At 67.4% G+C, this 14,936-nt stretch carries 15 protein-coding genes; 4 read left to right on the top strand and 11 right to left on the bottom strand.

What is annotated here, in order from left to right; genetic code table 11:
- Nucleotides 1-45: 45 nt before the first annotated feature.
- The 9 genes from VKZ87_RS04210 to pdxH all read right to left on the bottom strand — a co-directional run bounded on the left by VKZ87_RS04210 (nucleotide 46) and on the right by pdxH (nucleotide 10,024).
- Complete coding sequence (locus VKZ87_RS04210) at nucleotides 46-1,359, bottom strand: S41 family peptidase (RefSeq protein WP_414655621.1); 1,314 nt, start codon at nucleotides 1,357-1,359, stop codon at nucleotides 46-48.
- The gene (locus VKZ87_RS04205; protein ID WP_324219997.1) at nucleotides 1,359-2,615 is read right to left on the bottom strand and encodes a murein hydrolase activator EnvC family protein; all 1,257 of its coding nucleotides are present in this window, start codon (nucleotides 2,613-2,615) and stop codon (nucleotides 1,359-1,361) included. Before VKZ87_RS04205 ends, VKZ87_RS04210 begins: the two co-directional genes overlap by 1 nt.
- A complete protein-coding gene (gpmI, locus tag VKZ87_RS04200) occupies nucleotides 2,608-4,188 on the bottom strand; it encodes a 2,3-bisphosphoglycerate-independent phosphoglycerate mutase (protein WP_324219996.1) in 1,581 nt (526 codons plus the stop codon). Before gpmI ends, VKZ87_RS04205 begins: the two co-directional genes overlap by 8 nt.
- 119 nt (nucleotides 4,189-4,307) lie before the next feature.
- On the bottom strand, nucleotides 4,308-4,778 hold the full coding sequence (locus VKZ87_RS04195) for a 23S rRNA (pseudouridine(1915)-N(3))-methyltransferase RlmH (RefSeq protein WP_324219995.1): 471 nt from the start codon (nucleotides 4,776-4,778) through the stop codon (nucleotides 4,308-4,310).
- A gap of 31 nt (nucleotides 4,779-4,809) precedes the next feature.
- Entirely contained in the window at nucleotides 4,810-5,247 is a 438-nt protein-coding gene (gene rsfS / locus VKZ87_RS04190; RefSeq protein ID WP_324219994.1) for a ribosome silencing factor, read from the bottom strand.
- Between the two features lie 255 nt (nucleotides 5,248-5,502).
- Complete coding sequence (locus tag VKZ87_RS04185) at nucleotides 5,503-6,912, bottom strand: sodium:proton antiporter (protein ID WP_324219993.1); 1,410 nt, start codon at nucleotides 6,910-6,912, stop codon at nucleotides 5,503-5,505.
- Between the two features lie 68 nt (nucleotides 6,913-6,980).
- The gene (locus VKZ87_RS04180; protein ID WP_324219992.1) at nucleotides 6,981-8,408 is read right to left on the bottom strand and encodes a sodium:proton antiporter; all 1,428 of its coding nucleotides are present in this window, start codon (nucleotides 8,406-8,408) and stop codon (nucleotides 6,981-6,983) included.
- 81 nt (nucleotides 8,409-8,489) lie between these two features.
- Complete coding sequence (locus tag VKZ87_RS04175) at nucleotides 8,490-9,428, bottom strand: cation diffusion facilitator family transporter (RefSeq protein WP_324219991.1); 939 nt, start codon at nucleotides 9,426-9,428, stop codon at nucleotides 8,490-8,492.
- Nucleotides 9,425-10,024: a pyridoxamine 5'-phosphate oxidase gene (gene pdxH, locus VKZ87_RS04170; protein ID WP_324219990.1), complete on the bottom strand. Its 600-nt coding sequence runs from the start codon at nucleotides 10,022-10,024 to the stop codon at nucleotides 9,425-9,427. Before pdxH ends, VKZ87_RS04175 begins: the two co-directional genes overlap by 4 nt.
- A 164-nt stretch (nucleotides 10,025-10,188) precedes the next feature.
- Here pdxH and VKZ87_RS04165 point away from each other — a divergent pair, with 164 nt between their 5' ends.
- Together VKZ87_RS04165 and VKZ87_RS04160 are read left to right on the top strand one after the other, a co-directional pair.
- Complete coding sequence (locus VKZ87_RS04165) at nucleotides 10,189-10,689, top strand: RT0821/Lpp0805 family surface protein (RefSeq protein WP_324219989.1); 501 nt, start codon at nucleotides 10,189-10,191, stop codon at nucleotides 10,687-10,689.
- 158 nt (nucleotides 10,690-10,847) lie between these two features.
- Entirely contained in the window at nucleotides 10,848-11,519 is a 672-nt protein-coding gene (locus tag VKZ87_RS04160; protein ID WP_324219988.1) for a hypothetical protein, read from the top strand.
- Between the two features lie 3 nt (nucleotides 11,520-11,522).
- On the opposite strand, the gene fabF is transcribed toward VKZ87_RS04160, so the two are convergent.
- Nucleotides 11,523-12,785, bottom strand: coding sequence for a beta-ketoacyl-ACP synthase II (gene fabF / locus VKZ87_RS04155; protein ID WP_324219987.1), 1,263 nt, complete (start codon nucleotides 12,783-12,785; stop codon nucleotides 11,523-11,525).
- A 99-nt stretch (nucleotides 12,786-12,884) separates the two neighbouring features.
- Between fabF and VKZ87_RS04150 the strand changes: the two genes are divergently transcribed.
- Together VKZ87_RS04150 and VKZ87_RS04145 are read left to right on the top strand one after the other, a co-directional pair.
- Complete coding sequence (locus VKZ87_RS04150; protein ID WP_324219986.1) at nucleotides 12,885-13,355, top strand: MarR family winged helix-turn-helix transcriptional regulator; 471 nt, start codon at nucleotides 12,885-12,887, stop codon at nucleotides 13,353-13,355.
- Nucleotides 13,356-13,372: 17 nt separating this feature from the next.
- Nucleotides 13,373-13,816 carry a DUF3237 domain-containing protein gene (locus VKZ87_RS04145; protein ID WP_324219985.1) on the top strand — a complete coding sequence of 148 codons (444 nt, stop codon included), beginning with the start codon at nucleotides 13,373-13,375 and terminating at the stop codon, nucleotides 13,814-13,816.
- Here VKZ87_RS04145 and VKZ87_RS04140 read toward each other — a convergent pair.
- On the bottom strand, nucleotides 13,801-14,898 hold the full coding sequence (locus VKZ87_RS04140; protein WP_324219984.1) for a PAS domain-containing protein: 1,098 nt from the start codon (nucleotides 14,896-14,898) through the stop codon (nucleotides 13,801-13,803). The genes VKZ87_RS04145 and VKZ87_RS04140 overlap by 16 nt on opposite strands.
- Nucleotides 14,899-14,936: the final 38 nt, after the last annotated feature.

Raw genomic sequence — 14,936 nt, 5'->3', positions numbered from 1 at the left:
TTGACGCCCGCCGCGGGGCGGGCGCCGGATTCTGCGGTTTTCCGGTTATTTCCGGGCCGAGGGCTTGGGCGGCGCGCGGAGCACCTCCATGGCCGCCTGCAGCACCAGGTCGGGACCGTCCTGGCCGGGGGTCGGCACGGCGGCCGGCGGCGGGACGTTCTCCTGCTGGTTCTGCTGCGGCTGGGTTTCCTCCGTCTGGCGGGTATCGCTCAGCTCGCGGCGCGCTTTCAGCGCGGCGGCGATCTGTCGGTCGCGCTCGTTCCAGGCCTCCACATCCGGGGTGATGCCGATCTTGTCGATCGAGCGGCCCGATGGGGTGAAGTAGCCCGCCGTGGTCAGCTTCATGCCGCCGAATTCGCCGAGCGGGATCATTGTCTGCACCAGCCCCTTGCCGAAGGTGGTGTTGCCGACGATCACCGCGCGATGGTGATCCTGCAGCGCGCCGGCAACGATTTCCGAGGCCGAGGCCGAGCCGCCGTTGATCAGTACCGCCAGCGGCTTGCCGTCGGCGACATCGCCGCGCTTGGCGTTGAAACGCTGGCCCTCGTCGGCCGAAGCGCGCAGCGAGCGGGTCGAGACGATCTCGCCCTGGTTCAGGAAGGCATCCGCCACCGAGATCGCCTGGTCGAGCAGGCCGCCCGGATTGTCGCGCAGGTCGATGATGTAGCCCTTCAGCTCGGGGCCCATCTCGCTCTTCAGCTTGTCGATCGCGGCGACGAGGTCCTGCGTGGTGTGCTCGTTGAACGACGAAATGCGCAGATAGCCGAACTCGCCCTCGCGGCGCGAACGCACCACGCGGGTCTTGATGATGGCGCGGGTGATCTTCACGTCGAAGGATTTCGCCGCGCCGTCGGCGCCGCGGCGGACAGTGAGCACGATGTTGGTGTTGGGCGCGCCGCGCATCTTCTCGATGGATTCCTGCAGCGTCTTGCCCATCACCGGCTCGCCGTCGAGATGGGTGATCAGGTCGCCGGGCAGAATGCCGGCCTTCTGCGCCGGCGTGTCGTCGATCGGCGACACCACCTTGATCAGGCCGTTTTCCTGCGTAACCTCGATGCCGAGTCCGCCGAACTCGCCGCGCGTCTGCACGCGGGCTTCCTGGAAATTGCGCGGCGGCAGATAGACCGAATAGGGATCGAGCGACGAGAGCATGCCGTTGATGGCGGATTCCATCAGCTCCTCGTCCTTGGTCTCCTTGTAATAATCGTTGCGGACGCGCTCGAAGATCTCGCCGAACAGGTTGAGCTGCCGATAGGTCTCGTTGGCCTGCAGCGTGCCGACCTTGCTGGGTGCGGCGAACAGCGCCACCGAGCCCATCAGAGCGAAGGCACATACACCGCCGAGGAAAAAGTTGCGCATCAGCCGCTTACCTTTCTGTCACCTGAAGCCAGCCAGGGCAGCGGGTTCACCGGTTCGCCCTTGCGTCGCAGTTCCAAATATAGAACGGGTTTCTCGTTTGTAGTGGTCGGGCCGCTGGTCTGGCCCCCGCCCATCAATCCGACTGGCTCGCCGGCGAGAACCCACTGGCCGACCCTCCGGTCGATCCGTCCAAATCCCGCCAATAGACTATGATAGCCACCGCCATGCGCGATGATCAATAGCTGCCCGTAGCCGCGGAACGGGCCGGCGAACATCACTTTGCCGTCAGCCGGCGCAATCACCTGACCTCCTGCCCGCGTCTCGATGCGGATGCCGCGCAGCGGCACGCCGTTCTCGTCGGGCTGTCCGTAGGATCCGACCAGACGTCCGCGTGCCGGCAGGGCCGCGCTGCCTTCTAAAGCGACATAGGCCTCGGGCGGTTCCCGGTCGTCGGATTTCGGCGGAACGGCGCGGCTGCGGGCCTCGGCGGCGCGACGCTCCTGTTCCCGTCTTTCCTGCTCGCGCCGCTCCTGCTCCACCAGCCGGTCAACCAGGGCGCGCAGATCCTTGGCCTGGGCGGCCAGCTGCGCCACCCGCTCGCGCTCGCTGTCGCGGTCCTCGCGGGTCTGTTCGGCGGCCGCGGCCGTCTGCGCCTGGAGCAGTTCCAGGTCCTTCCGCTCGCGGTCCAGCTGGGCGATGGCTTCGCCGAGTTTTTCCTGCTCTGCCGCGACGCCGTCGCGCAGCCGCGCCAGCCGGGTGAGTTCGTCCTTCAGCCTTGCCGCGCGCTGCTCGATTTCCGGCACCAGGGCGGCCATGAGCTGGCTGGCCCGTACCATGTCGAGCGCCGAGCCGGGCGCCAGCACCATGGATTCCGGCGGCTGCCGGCTCAGCTTCGCGAGGCTGGCCAGCGTCTGCGCCAGTTCGCCGCGCCTTGTGTCCAGCGCCTCGCGGGCAGCCTGTTCCTCGGCGAGCAGTTTCGCCAGCTTTTCCTCGCTCTGCGAGACGAGGTCTTCCTGCGCCTGCAGCTTGCGCGCGGCCGCTACGAGCTTCTTCTGCAACTCGCGCTGCTGGCGCGCCAGGCGGGCGGCTTCCTGGGCCAGTTCGCGTTCGCGTTCCCGGCTTTGCTGCAGTTTCTTCTGCACATCCTGCAGCTGCTGCTGTGGTGCCGCCGCGCCCTGGGCCAAGGCCGCGGGCGCGACAACCGGCGAGGCGGCAAGCGCCGCGCAGAGGAGAAGCGGGAGATTCGCTTTACGCAAGGCGGCGGGCAGTGGCGGGCGCGGCCCCGGCAGGCTGCGCCAGGCAGCGGCCGGTCATTTCCGCCGGCTGCGGCAGTCCGAGGAAATGCAGCAGGGTCGGTGCGATGTCGCAGAGCCGGCCGTCCTGCAGCGCGTAGCCGTCGGTGCGCCTGCCGACCAGCAGCAGCGGCACCGGATTGGTGGTGTGCTGCGTGTGCAGCTGGCCGCTTTCCCTGTCCATCATCTGCTCGAGATTGCCGTGATCGGCGGTGATCAGCAGGACGCCGTCCATCCCGGCGACGGCCTGCTCGAGCCGTGCCAGGCAGCTGTCGATGGTCTCGGCCGCCTTGATCGCCGCCGGCATCGAACCGGTATGGCCGACCATGTCGGGATTGGCGTAGTTGACGATGACGAGATCGTATTTGCCCGAGGTGATCGCCTCGACCAGCCTGTCGGTGACCTCGCCGGCCGACATTTCCGGCTTGAGATCGTAGGTCTTCACCTTCGGCGAGGGCACGAGGATGCGGTCCTCGCCGTCGAAGGGCTTTTCCTCGCCGCCATTCATGAAGAAGGTGACGTGAGCGTATTTCTCGGTCTCGGCGATGCGCAGCTGGTTGCGGCCGGCCTTCGCCACCACCTCGCCCAAAGTCATGGGATACCGGACCGGCGCATAGGCCGTCTCGAGGAAGGCGTTCAGGGCTTCCGAATATTCCGTGATGCCGACGGCACCGGCGAAGCGCACGACGCGGCTGCGGGCGAAGCCGTCGAAATGCGGATCCAGCAGGGCGGTAAGAATCTCGCGGGCGCGATCGGCGCGGAAATTCGCCATCAGTATGCCGTCGCCGTCCTGCATGCCACGGTAGCTGCCGATGACGGTCGGGGTGATGAACTCGTCGGTCTCGTCGGCGGCATAGGCCTGCTCGATGGCGGCCTCGGCGCTGTCCGCCGTCTTTCCCCTGGCCTCGACCAGCGCGTCGTAGGCCTGGTTGATGCGCTCCCAGCGCTTGTCGCGGTCCATGGCATAGAAGCGGCCCGTCACGGTCGCCAGCGTCGCGCCCTGCGCCGCGGCGATCGCCTTGCGGAAGGCGTCGAGGAACCCGAGCGCGCTGCGCGGCGGCGTGTCGCGGCCATCGGCGAACATATGCACCTGTACCGGAATTCCGGCCGCGGCGAAGATGTTGGCCAGCGCGGCCATGTGATCCTGGTGCGAATGCACGCCACCGTCCGACAGCAGGCCCATCAGGTGCAGGGCGCCGCCGCTCTGCCTCAGCTTCGCGGTCAGCCCGGTGATGGCAGGATTGTCCTTCAGCGTGCCGTCGGCCACGGCATTGTCGATGCGGCCGAGATCGGGCACGGCGATCCGCCCGGCGCCGATATTCATATGGCCGACTTCGGAATTACCCATCTGGCCGTCGGGAAGCCCGACATCGCGACCCGAGGTGCCGACCCTGGCGAAGGGCCGGGTCTCCAGCAGGCGGCGGTAATTCGGCAGCCGCGCCTGGGCCAGGGCGTTGTCGGCCGGATCGTCGCGCAGACCCCAGCCATCGAGGATGCAGAGGACGACGGGAGAGCGTTTCTGGGCGGTATCGGTCATGGCGGTTCAGGGAGGCAGATGCCGGAAAACGGATGACTGGGACGCTACATACAGCACCGGAGCGATGGCGTCACGCCGGCCTTTCCGATGTCACTGATCGATTCTGCTGATTCAGCCTGTCAATCCCGGTGATAGGGGTGGCCGGTCTGCAGGCTCCAGGCGCGGTAGAGCTGCTCCAGCAGCATCACTCTCGCCAGCAAATGCGGCCAAGTCATGGCGGAGAGGGAGAGCGTCAGCCTGGCCCTGTCGAGAACTGACCGGTCCAGCCCGTCGGCGCCCCCGATGACGAAGGCAACCTCTTGTTCGCCATGATCGCGCCAGGCGGCGAGCTGGTCGGCGAAGGCCCGGCTGGTCAGGCTTTTGCCGCGCTCGTCCAGGGCGATTATGACCGCACCCTTCGGGATGGCAGCCAGCAGCAGGGCGGCCTCGCGCGCCTTGCGCTCGGCAGCCGTGCCGCCGGCCTTGCGGTCCTCCACCTCGCGGATGGCGACCGGCCAGGGCAGGCGCTCGCGATAGGCCTCGATCAGGCTCTGGGACGCATCATGCTTGGCGCGACCGGCCCGGCCGACGCAGGTGATGGTGATCTTCATGCCGCCAGTCTAGACGACGGGCGGAAAGGCGTCAGGCGGCAGCCGGCTCCGGCATCGCGGCGCCCCACATCTTTTCCAGATTGTAGAAGCCGCGGACCTCGGGCCGGAAGATGTGGATCACGATGTCGCCGGTATCGATCAGGATCCAGTCGCCGCTGCCCTTGCCCTCGGCGCGCACCTTCTTGCCGGTCTCCTTCGCGATGCGCTCGATCAGATGCTCGGCAATGGCGCCAACCTGGCGCGAGGAGCGACCCGAGGCGATCACCAGATAGTCGGCAACCGAGGATTTGCCGGTCAGGTCGATGGACACGATGTCCTCGGCCTTGTCGTCGTCCAGCGATTTCAGAATCAGTTTGTGCAGCTTCAGCACGCTGGCGGGAATTCCGCCCTTTTTCTCGGCAGCCTTCGGTGTGGCGCCTGCCTTCTTGGGGCTTCTGGCCTTGGCCGCCGTCTTCGCGGCCTTGGTCATACCCGTTGTCGTCTTCTTCGGCGCGGCCTTCCTGCTGGCCGGCCCGGACTTGGAAGCGGCTCCGGTCTTGCCTTTCGATCCGGTCGCCGCGGCAGCGCGTTTGCGCGTCGTGGTCTTTGCGATGGCTCGTCCCTCCTGCCTGTGCCACAGACCCGGCGCGGCAGCGCCATGCGCCGAATCGTGGTCAGTCTAGCGCGAATCGCCTTTCCTCACAATTACAGCGATGTGAAACCCGTGTTCCGTGATGCCGGCGGGTCACAGCAGCCACAGCCAGGTCACCAAAGCGAAGACCGGCAGCAGGATGGGGACGGACCAGGCCATGTAGCCGAAGAAGCTCGGCATGCGCACGCCGGACTGTTCGGCAATGGCTTTCACCATGAAGTTGGGCGCATTGCCGATATAGGTCAGCGCGCCCATGTAGACGGCGCCCATCGAGATGGCGAGCAGGGTCACCGCCATCGGGCCCATCAGAGCCGCGGCGTCGCCGCCCGCCATGTTGAAGAAGACGAGGTAGGTCGGCGCATTGTCGAGGAAGCCGGACAGCAGGCCGGTCAGCCAGAAATACATCTCGTTGCGCGGCGCGCCGCTCTCGTCCGTGGCCAGCCGGATGATGTCGCCCAGCGCACCTTCGGTGCCGGCGCGCAGGATCGCAATCACCGGTACGATGGTGACGAAGATGCCGGCGAACAGCTTGGCCACCTCGCGGATCGGTTCCCAGTTGAAGCCGTTCGCTTCGCGGCTGTGTTTCGAGGTCAGCAGCAGCGACAGGCCGGCCAGCGCGAGCAGGATTGCGTCCCGCGCCAGGTTCTGCGGCAGCACCTCGATCCCGGCGACATGGAACGAGAAGCCCGGATGCCAGGAACCGGACAGCAGCACCGCGCCGACCACACCGGCCAGCAGGAGGATGTTGATACCGCCTTCCAGCCGTACCGAGGTATCCGGTGTCGGATCGCGGGTGACGCCTTCCTTGACGTAGAGGTAACGGTCGATCAGGTAGAACATCACCAGCAGGATCGTGCTGATCACCAGGGTCGGCGCAAACATCGCCTCCATGGTCCAGAAGAACCGGACGCCTTTCAGGAAGCCGAGGAACAGCGGCGGATCGCCCAGCGGCGTGAGTGCGCCGCCCACATTGGCGACCAGGAAGATGAAGAAGATCACGACATGGGTGTTGTGCCGCCGGTTGTCGTTGGCCCGGATGAGCGGCCGGATCAGCAGCATCGCGGCGCCCGTGGTGCCCATCCAGCTGGCCAGAATGGTGCCGGCCGCCAGCAGGCCGGTATTCAGGCTCGGACTGCCATGCAAATTGCCGACGATGCGCACGCCGCCGGCAATGGTGAACAGTGACAGCAGCAGGATGGTGAAGGGCAGGTATTCGTGCAGCGCGACTTCCAGCACGACATGGGCGGCGCTGCCGATGCTGTCATGGATCGCGAAGGGAACCAGGAAAGCGAAGGCCCAGAAGGCGGCGACCTTGCCGTAATGATGATGCCAGAAATGCGGCGCCAGCAGCGGCAGCAATGCGATGGAGAGCAGGATGCCGGCGAAGGGGATGCCCCAGAGCAGTGGCAGCGCCGCGCCGTCGATGGCGGCAGCCTGGGCCGGAAAGCCGATCAACATGGTCGCGCCGCCGATGCCGGCGGCGCTGATCAATATTTTCGGCATTCCATCCCCTCCATATCGCAACCCGTGCGATATGGAGCGTCAGGCGCAATATGCAACCCCTGACAGTGTCATCCGCGGAAGAAAATGAGCGTCAGCAGCGCGAAGCAGGGCAGCAGGATGATGCAGCTCCAAGCCATGTAACCGAAGAAGCTGGGCATCCTGACGTTCATGTCCTCGGCGATGGCCTTGACCATGAAATTGGGCGCGTTGCCGATATAGGTGTTAGCGCCCATGAACACGGCGCCGGCGGAGATCGCCAGCAGCGTCGTGGCCAGGGGTCCCATCAGCGTTGCCGCGTCGCCGCTCGCCATGTTGTAGAAGACGAGATAGGTCGGCGCGTTGTCGAGGAAGCTGGACAGGCCGCCGGTCAGCCAGAAATACATCAGGTTGTTCGGCGTGCCGTCGGGATTCGAGGACAGGCTGACCAGCGGGCCGAGCACGCCTTCGGTGCCGGCGCGCAGGATGGCGATGGCGGGGATGATGGTGACGAAGATGCCGGCGAACAGCTTGGCCACTTCGACGATCGGCCCCCAGTTGAAGTCGTTGCCGGCGCGGGTTTCCGCTGCGGTGAGCTTCAGCGAAGCCAGAGCGATCAGTACCAGCAGCACGTCGCGCGTAACGTTCTGCAGTTCGACGCCGATGCCGAAAATGCTGATCGTCACGCCGGGAGACCATGTGCCGGACAGCAGCACGGCCAGGATTACCGCACCGAGCAGGATGAGGTTGACGCCGCCTTCGATGCCGATGGCGCTGTCGGGCGTCGGATCGGGCGCGATGATTCCCTCCTTGCGGTAGAGGTAGCTGTCGATCGCATAGAACACGGCGAGCAGCAGGACCACCGCGATCAGCGTCGGCAGGAACATCGCCTGCGTGGTCCAGAAGAAGTCGACGCCCTTGAGGAAGCCGAGGAACAGCGGCGGGTCGCCCAGCGGCGTCAGCGCGCCGCCGACATTCGACACCAGGAAGATGAAGAAGATGACCACGTGCACGTTGTGCTGCCGGTTGTCGTTGGCGCGGATCAGCGGCCGGATCATCAGCATGGATGCGCCGGTGGTGCCCATCCAGCTGGCCAGCACGGTGCCGACAAACAGCATGGCCGTGTTCAGGCTCGGCGAACCATGCAGGTTGCCGGTAATGCGGACGCCGCCAGCCACCGTGAACAGCGCGAACAGCAGGATGATGAAGGGGATGTATTCATGCAGCGCCACTTCGAGCAGCGCATGGGCGGTCGGGCCGATGCCGAGCGTCGCCGCGAAGGGGATCGCCACGCAGAGGCCCCAGAAGGCAGTGATCTTGCCGTAGTGATGATGCCAGATCTGCGGCGCGAACAGCGGCATCAGCGCGATGGAGAGCAGGATGCCGGCGAAGGGCAGGACCCAGAGGATGCTCAGGGTCTTGCCGTCAATGCCGGCTGCGGCATGGGCGGGCGCGGCAGACAGCGCCACCAGCGGCAGCAGAACGACCGGCGTCAGCCTGCGCAGACCTGTAAACGTCATATCCGAATTCCCCCCGAACCGGCGCCTGTATTTTGCAGGCGGCTACCATAATGGCAGCGGCGCCCCGCGATCAACGTCCGGTCAGACCGTTCGGCCTGCAAAAGCCGGCAGCGATTCAACCATTCCGGCGGGATCGTGGTGGATGATCACCTCGGCGCCGGGAAAAACCTGCATCAGCTCCCTCTCGATCTCCTCCCCGATGCGATGCGCCTCGCGCAGCGGCATTTCGGGATCCAGCTCGAGGTGGAACTGGATGAAGATCTGATTGCCGGCCTGGCGCGTGCGGAGATCGTGCATCGCCTGGGCCTCCGGATGGCGGCGCACGACGGCCTTGATGCGTTCGCGATCCTCGTCCGCCAGTTCGCGGTCCATGAGGTGATCCAGCGCGCCGCGCACGATGTCATAGGCGCTTTTCAGGATGACGCCGGCCACCACCAGCGCGCAGGCAGGGTCGACCCAGCTCAGGCTGCTGCGGCTGGCCAGCAGCAGCGCGACGATCACGGTTGCATTGGTCAGCAGGTCGCCGACGTAATGCAGCCGGTCTGCGGAGATCGCCAGCGAGCCGGTCCGTTTTACCACATGGCGCTGATAGAGCACCAGCGCGGCGGTGGCGACGATCGACAGTCCCATCACCGCGAGGCCCGCGGTGGTCTCGCTCACCGGCCGGGGGGCAAGCAGGCGGTCGATCGATTCGACGATCAGGAACAGCGCCGAACCGACGATCAGGGCGCCCTGTCCCAGGCCTGCCAGCGCTTCCGCCTTGCCGTGTCCGAACCGGTGCTCGCGGTCGGCGGGCGTGAGCGCATGCCGCACCGCCAGCAGGTTGACCACGGAGGCCAGTCCGTCGAGCAGGCTGTCGATCAGCGAGGCGAGCAGCGCCATCGAACCGGTGACGAGCCAGGCTGCCAGCTTGGCGGCGACCAGCAGCAATGCCACGGAAACCGACGCATAGGTCGCGCGGCGCATCAGGCGCGCCCGCAGCGCCGGGTCCGTGCCGGCGATGTGGTTCGTTTCCGTCACGGGAACAGCCGTTCGGTCTGCCAGCTCTCGCTGCCGTCCCCGGCGCGGGTGCGGCGGTAGACGAGGCGGTCATGCAGGCGGAAGGGGCGGTCGGCCCAGAATTCGAAGCTGAGCGGCATGATGCGGAAGCCCGACCAGTAGGGCGGCCGCGGCACGGCGCCGACCAGATGCTTCGCCGCTGCCTTCGCGACGGCAGACTCCAGCGCGAAACGGCTTTCCAGCGGACGCGACTGCGCCGAAGCCCAGGCGCCGATCTGGCTGTCGCGGGGACGCGAGGCGAAATAGGCATCGGCTTCCGCGTCGCTCACGATCTCCACCGGGCCGCGGATGCGCACCTGGCGCCGCAGGCTCTTCCAGTGGAACACGGCGGCGGCCTTCCGGCTGGCCAGAAGCTCGACGCCCTTCTGGCTTTCGAAATTGGTGTAGAAGACGAAGCCGCGCTCGTCATGGCCCTTGAGCAGCACCATGCGCACGTTCGGCAGACCGTCGGCATCGACCGTTGCCAGCGCCATGGCGTTCGGATCGTTCGGTTCGCTCTTCTCCGCCTCCGCCAGCCAGGCGGCAAAATGCGTGAAGGGAGTGGGGAAAGGTTCCATGGCAATCGCGTCCCGTCCGGAAGGTCTGGTGGCTCGGTCGAACCGCAACCGCAGCATATAGCCCACGCCGCAACAATACCCAACCCTTGCCGCAAACCCGCCGCAATCGCTTCGCATTGTCGCTGCGTGCCCGAGCTGGGCATGTCAGAGAGGATTTCACCACCATGCGCAGTCGGGGCCTCGCCAGGATGGGTCTTGCAAAACGGATTGTGCCGGTTGTCGTCGTCGCCGGCCTGCTCGGCGCCTGTGCGACCGACAGCGGGCAGAAGCAGAATGTCGGCACCGTGCTCGGCGGCGTCGGTGGCGCGGTTGCCGGTTCGCAGTTCGGCAGCGGCACCGGCCGTCTCGTCGGCGTGGCGGCAGGCACGCTGATTGGTGCGCTGCTCGGCTCCGAGGTCGGCAAGTCGCTCGACCGCGCCGACCAGCAGTATATGGAACGCGCGAACCAGCGCGCTTTCGAGACCGCGCCCTCAGGCACGCAGGTTTCCTGGCGCAATCCCGACAGCGGCAATGCCGGCACCGTCGTGCCGCAGCCGGCCTACCAGACCAAGAGCGGTGAATATTGCCGCGAATTCCAGCAGACGATCACGGTCGCCGGCGAACAGCAGCAGGGCTACGGCACTGCCTGCCGCCAGCCGGATGGCAGCTGGAAGGTCGTCCAGTAACACTGCGGAAATCTACCGTCTCTTAACCGTTCCCTTCCCCCCAACTGGATACGGCGCATTCGCGATGAATGCGCCGTTTTTTTTGTGGCGAAAGCGCCGTTTCCTCCTAGAATGACGGCAGCCGGCAGAAGCCGGCGCTAAGACCGGAGGAGGCCAGAATGGTCGCCGTACCTGCCCGGGAGGCCATGCCCCCGATGATCGCCGCGCGCGACACGCTGGCGCGTCTGACCGCTCCGCGCAAGAAGACCGAAGCCGAGCAGACGCTGGACGAGATCCTGCGCAACCTGCACACGCAGAAGAGCGAGGCGGCGAAGGAAGCCGCAAGACGCAAGCTGGAACGCATCAAGGCGAAACTGGAAGCGCTGAAGCTGGCCGCCGGCTCGGCCGCGGCCACCGGCGATGCCCGGCTGGCGCGCAAGGTGGCAAAGGACATCCGCGATGCTGCCCGCGAACTCAGCCGCGCGCTGGCCGAAGCAGGCGGCTCCGGCGGTGCCGCCGCCACGGCCTCGGCAGGTGCGGCCGCCGCCAGGGCGGAAGCCGCGGCCGGCATCGAGTCGGCGGAGCCTGATGCCGCGGCGCAGGCCGGCCGGCAGATCCGCAGCGCGGCCAGCGGCGACGATCTCGCGACGCTGAAAAGCGAGGCTGCCGGCCTGGTCAGGGATTTCAGGAAGATCCTGCGCAAGCTGCGCGAGACGGCCCTGCATCCGAATCTCGACCGCCGCGACCGGGTCGAGATGGTCAGGTTGTTCGCCGAGGCCGACCGCGAGCTGGCTGCCCTGCAGGCGGCAGCCGCGCCGTCGCCCGGCATGGCGGTGAATCTGTCGGTGTGAGGCCTAGGTGCGGCCGAAGATCAGCGCGGCATTGACGCCGCCGAAGCCGAACGCATTTGACATCGCATGGTCGATGGCCTTCTTCTTTGCCTGGTGCGGCACGAGGTCGATGCCGGCGCAGTCGGGATCGATCCGGTCCAGGTTGCGGGTTGGCGGCAGCAGGCCATGCCGCAGGGCTTCGATGGCATAGATCGCCTCCACCGCGCCGGCGGCGCCGAGCAGATGTCCGATGGCCGATTTGGTGGAGGAAAGCGAGAGCGTCTCCAGCGTTCCGGCAAAGACGGCCTTCACGGCGGCGATCTCGGCGGCGTCGCCAACCGGCGTCGCCGTGGCATGGGCATTGATGTAGCCGATCTGCTCAGGCCGCAGCCCGCCGCTCCGCAGCGCGATCTGCATGGCGCGCCGCGCGCCGGCGCCATCCTCGGGCGGCGCCGTGATGTGATGCGCATCGCCCGTGGTGCCGTAGCCGCAGAGCCGCGCCAGAATGGCGGCACCGCGGGCATTCGCATGCGCTTCCGATTCCAGCACCAGAATGCCGGCGCCTTCACCCATCACGAAGCCGTCGCGATCGGCGTCGAAGGGTCGTGACGCCTTTTCGGGTTCGTCGTTATGCGCCGTCGCCAGCGCGCGCGCCGCGCCGAAGCCGGCGAGGCTGACCCGGTCGATGCAGGCCTCTGCGCCGCCGGCTATCATGACATCGGCATCGCCGGCGCGGATCAGGCGCGCCGCGTCGCCGATCGCCTGCGCCCCGGCGGCGCAGGCCGTGACCGGGCAGCCGAGCGGACCCTGCAGCCCGAAGCGGATCGAGACATGGCCGGCCGCCAGATTGCCGAGGAAGGAGGGAATGACGAAGGGCGACAGCCGCCGCGGTCCGGCGCGCTCCACCGTCCGCGTCGCATCGGCGATGGCGGGAAAGCCGCCGATGCCGGTGCCGATGATGCAGCCGGCCCGGTTCCGCTCAGCCTCGCCGGCCGGCCGCCAGTCCGCCTGCCGCAATGCCTCTCCGGCGGCAGCCAGCGCGAAGAGGATGAAGCGGTCCATCTTGCGGCGGTCCTTCGCCGGCGCCGCCTGCTCGGCATCGAAGCCGTCCGCGTCCTCGGCGATGTCGGGCACGATGCCGGCCACCCTGGCCGCGAGATCATCCGTCCCGAAGCCCGTGATGCGGCGCAGGCCCGAGGCGCCCGCGGTCAGGCGGCGCCAGTTGATGTCCACTCCGCTGCCCAGCGGGGTCACCATCCCCATGCCGGTGATCACCACGTCCTGCATCCGCCGTCTCCCGATTCCATGCATATACATATAATGCAGATACAGCTAAGCCGCCGGCGGACGGTTTGCAAGGGCCGGGCTCTGCGCTATTGATGGGGCATGGCCCGCCGACGTCCCGATCCGGCTGATGCCGCCTTCCGCCAGCTGACCGAGGAAGGCTGCACCCTGCAGCGCCTGCACGCCGCCAACCGGCTGGCGGGGCAGGTCTATGCGGGCTATTTCGCCGAGACGGGGCTGACGGCGCCGCAATTCGGCACGCTGGCCTTTCTCTACCGCGATGGCAGCCATGCCGTCGGCGAACTGGCCGCGCTGCTGGACAGCGACCAGACCACGATCACCCGCAACCTGCGCCTGCTCGAGCAGCGCGGCCTGGTCCGGCAGGCGGTTGCTCCGGAAGACCGCCGCCGCCGCGTGATCCGGCTGACGCCGGAAGGACGGCGCGCCTTCCAGAAGGCCCTGCCGCTCTGGCAGAAGGCGCAGGCGGCGCTGACCGAGATCCTGGGCCGCGCACAGACCGCGGCGTTCAACCGCCAGCTCGACGAGGCGATGGCGCGGTTGCGCGAAACCTGAAGGGGAGGAGAAAGCCGATGCTGACGCCGCTGTTCGAACTGGAGGTCGAGGTCGCCGCGCCGCAGAGCGCCGGCAAGGCGGATACCGGCGAACGCCGCTGCGTGCCGATCACCGGCGGCCGCGTCAAGGGCCGGCTGAACGGCCGCGTGCTGTCCGGCGGCGCCGACTGGCAGGTGCTGCGGCCCGACGGCATGGCCGATCTCGATGCACGCTACATGCTGGCGCTCGACGACGGCACGCAGGTTGAGGTGTGGAGCCGCGGCCTGCGCATCGGTCCGGCCGAGGTGATGGCGCGGCTCGCCCGCGGCGAAACGGTCGATCCCTCCGCCTACTACATGCGCACGGCGATGCGCTTCGAGACCGGGGCGCCCGATCTGCAGTGGCTGGTGCACACGCTCTGCATCGGCATCGGCGAACGCCGGCCCGACAAGGTGTTGCTCAAGGTCTACGGCGTGGACTGATCCGGCAGGGCCCGAAGGATTCCGAAGACCCGGCGCGCCGCTCCGTCGCCGCCGCGCTCCGCCTCGGCCACGGATTCCAGCCATTGTCCGGAAGCCTGCTGACCGGCAAGCCGGAAGGCGACCCGGTCACGGGCCGCACCGTCGCGGAGCCGCCGGTGATGGTCGCGCACCCGCGCGCGGTCGTCCGGATGCACCTGCTCCAGCCAGGCGTCGAAGCCGACCGGCACCGCGCCAGGCATCATGCCGAGCAGCCGGCCGCATTCCTCCGACCAGGTCATCTCGCCGCTGTCGCGCTCCCAGCTCCAGCTGCCGCAGGCGGCGATGCGCTGCACGGCGGCGAATTCCTGCTGCATCCGCTCGAAGGCATTTTCGAGGTCGCGGCGGTCGGCCTCGGCGGCGGCGCGGGCGCGGTCCACATCGCCGATCAGCTCGGCATTGTGCAGGCGCAGGGCGCAGGCGAGCCGTTCGCGCCGGTTGGCGGCATGGGCCGCCAGCGACAACGCCATCGCCATCAGGACTCCCAGCAGGCACATCGCGATGGCGGCAAACTCGCCCGAGACGAAGACGCGCCCGTAAACCGGCACGCTCATCGACAGAAGAAAGGCGTAATACGAGGGCAGATGCATGGCCCGCGTGTTCATGTTGCTGAAGGCGATGCCGGCCCAGGCCACGGCCATGATGCCCTGCTTCTGCACGTCGTCGGCAGGGAAATAGAGCGCCCCGAGCAGGCCCCAGGTCAGGCCGGTCACGGTCGAGCCGATCGCGAAACGCCGCGCCCAGAGCGCCGGATCGGTTATATGGTCGAGCCCGAGCAGGGCGTAGCGCTGGCGGTCGAGATACCAGGTGCCGAGCGTGTAGAAGGCGGTCAGGCCGAGAATGCTCCACCAGCTGGTGGCGTCGTTGAAGAGCAGGAACGCGCCGAACAGGATCGGATAGGGCAGGTAGCGGACGGCCCAGCTGGACTGGTACAGGCGCTCGACCATGCAGGCATCGATCTCACGCTCGCGATTCTGCAGCAGCGACTCATCGGCCTCTGCAAACCGCTGCAGAAACGCCGGCGGGATCCCGCGCTGGTCCGTCATCCGTCCCCCTGGTCAGCCGTCCGGCGCTCCGACGCCGG

The sequence above is a fragment of the Ferrovibrio sp. genome, from assembly GCF_035304305.1.
In the GTDB taxonomy this organism is placed as follows: Bacteria; Pseudomonadota; Alphaproteobacteria; order Ferrovibrionales; family Ferrovibrionaceae; genus Ferrovibrio.
Note: the sequence above shows the minus strand (reverse complement) of the source record. Positions and strands in the feature narration are given on the sequence as shown.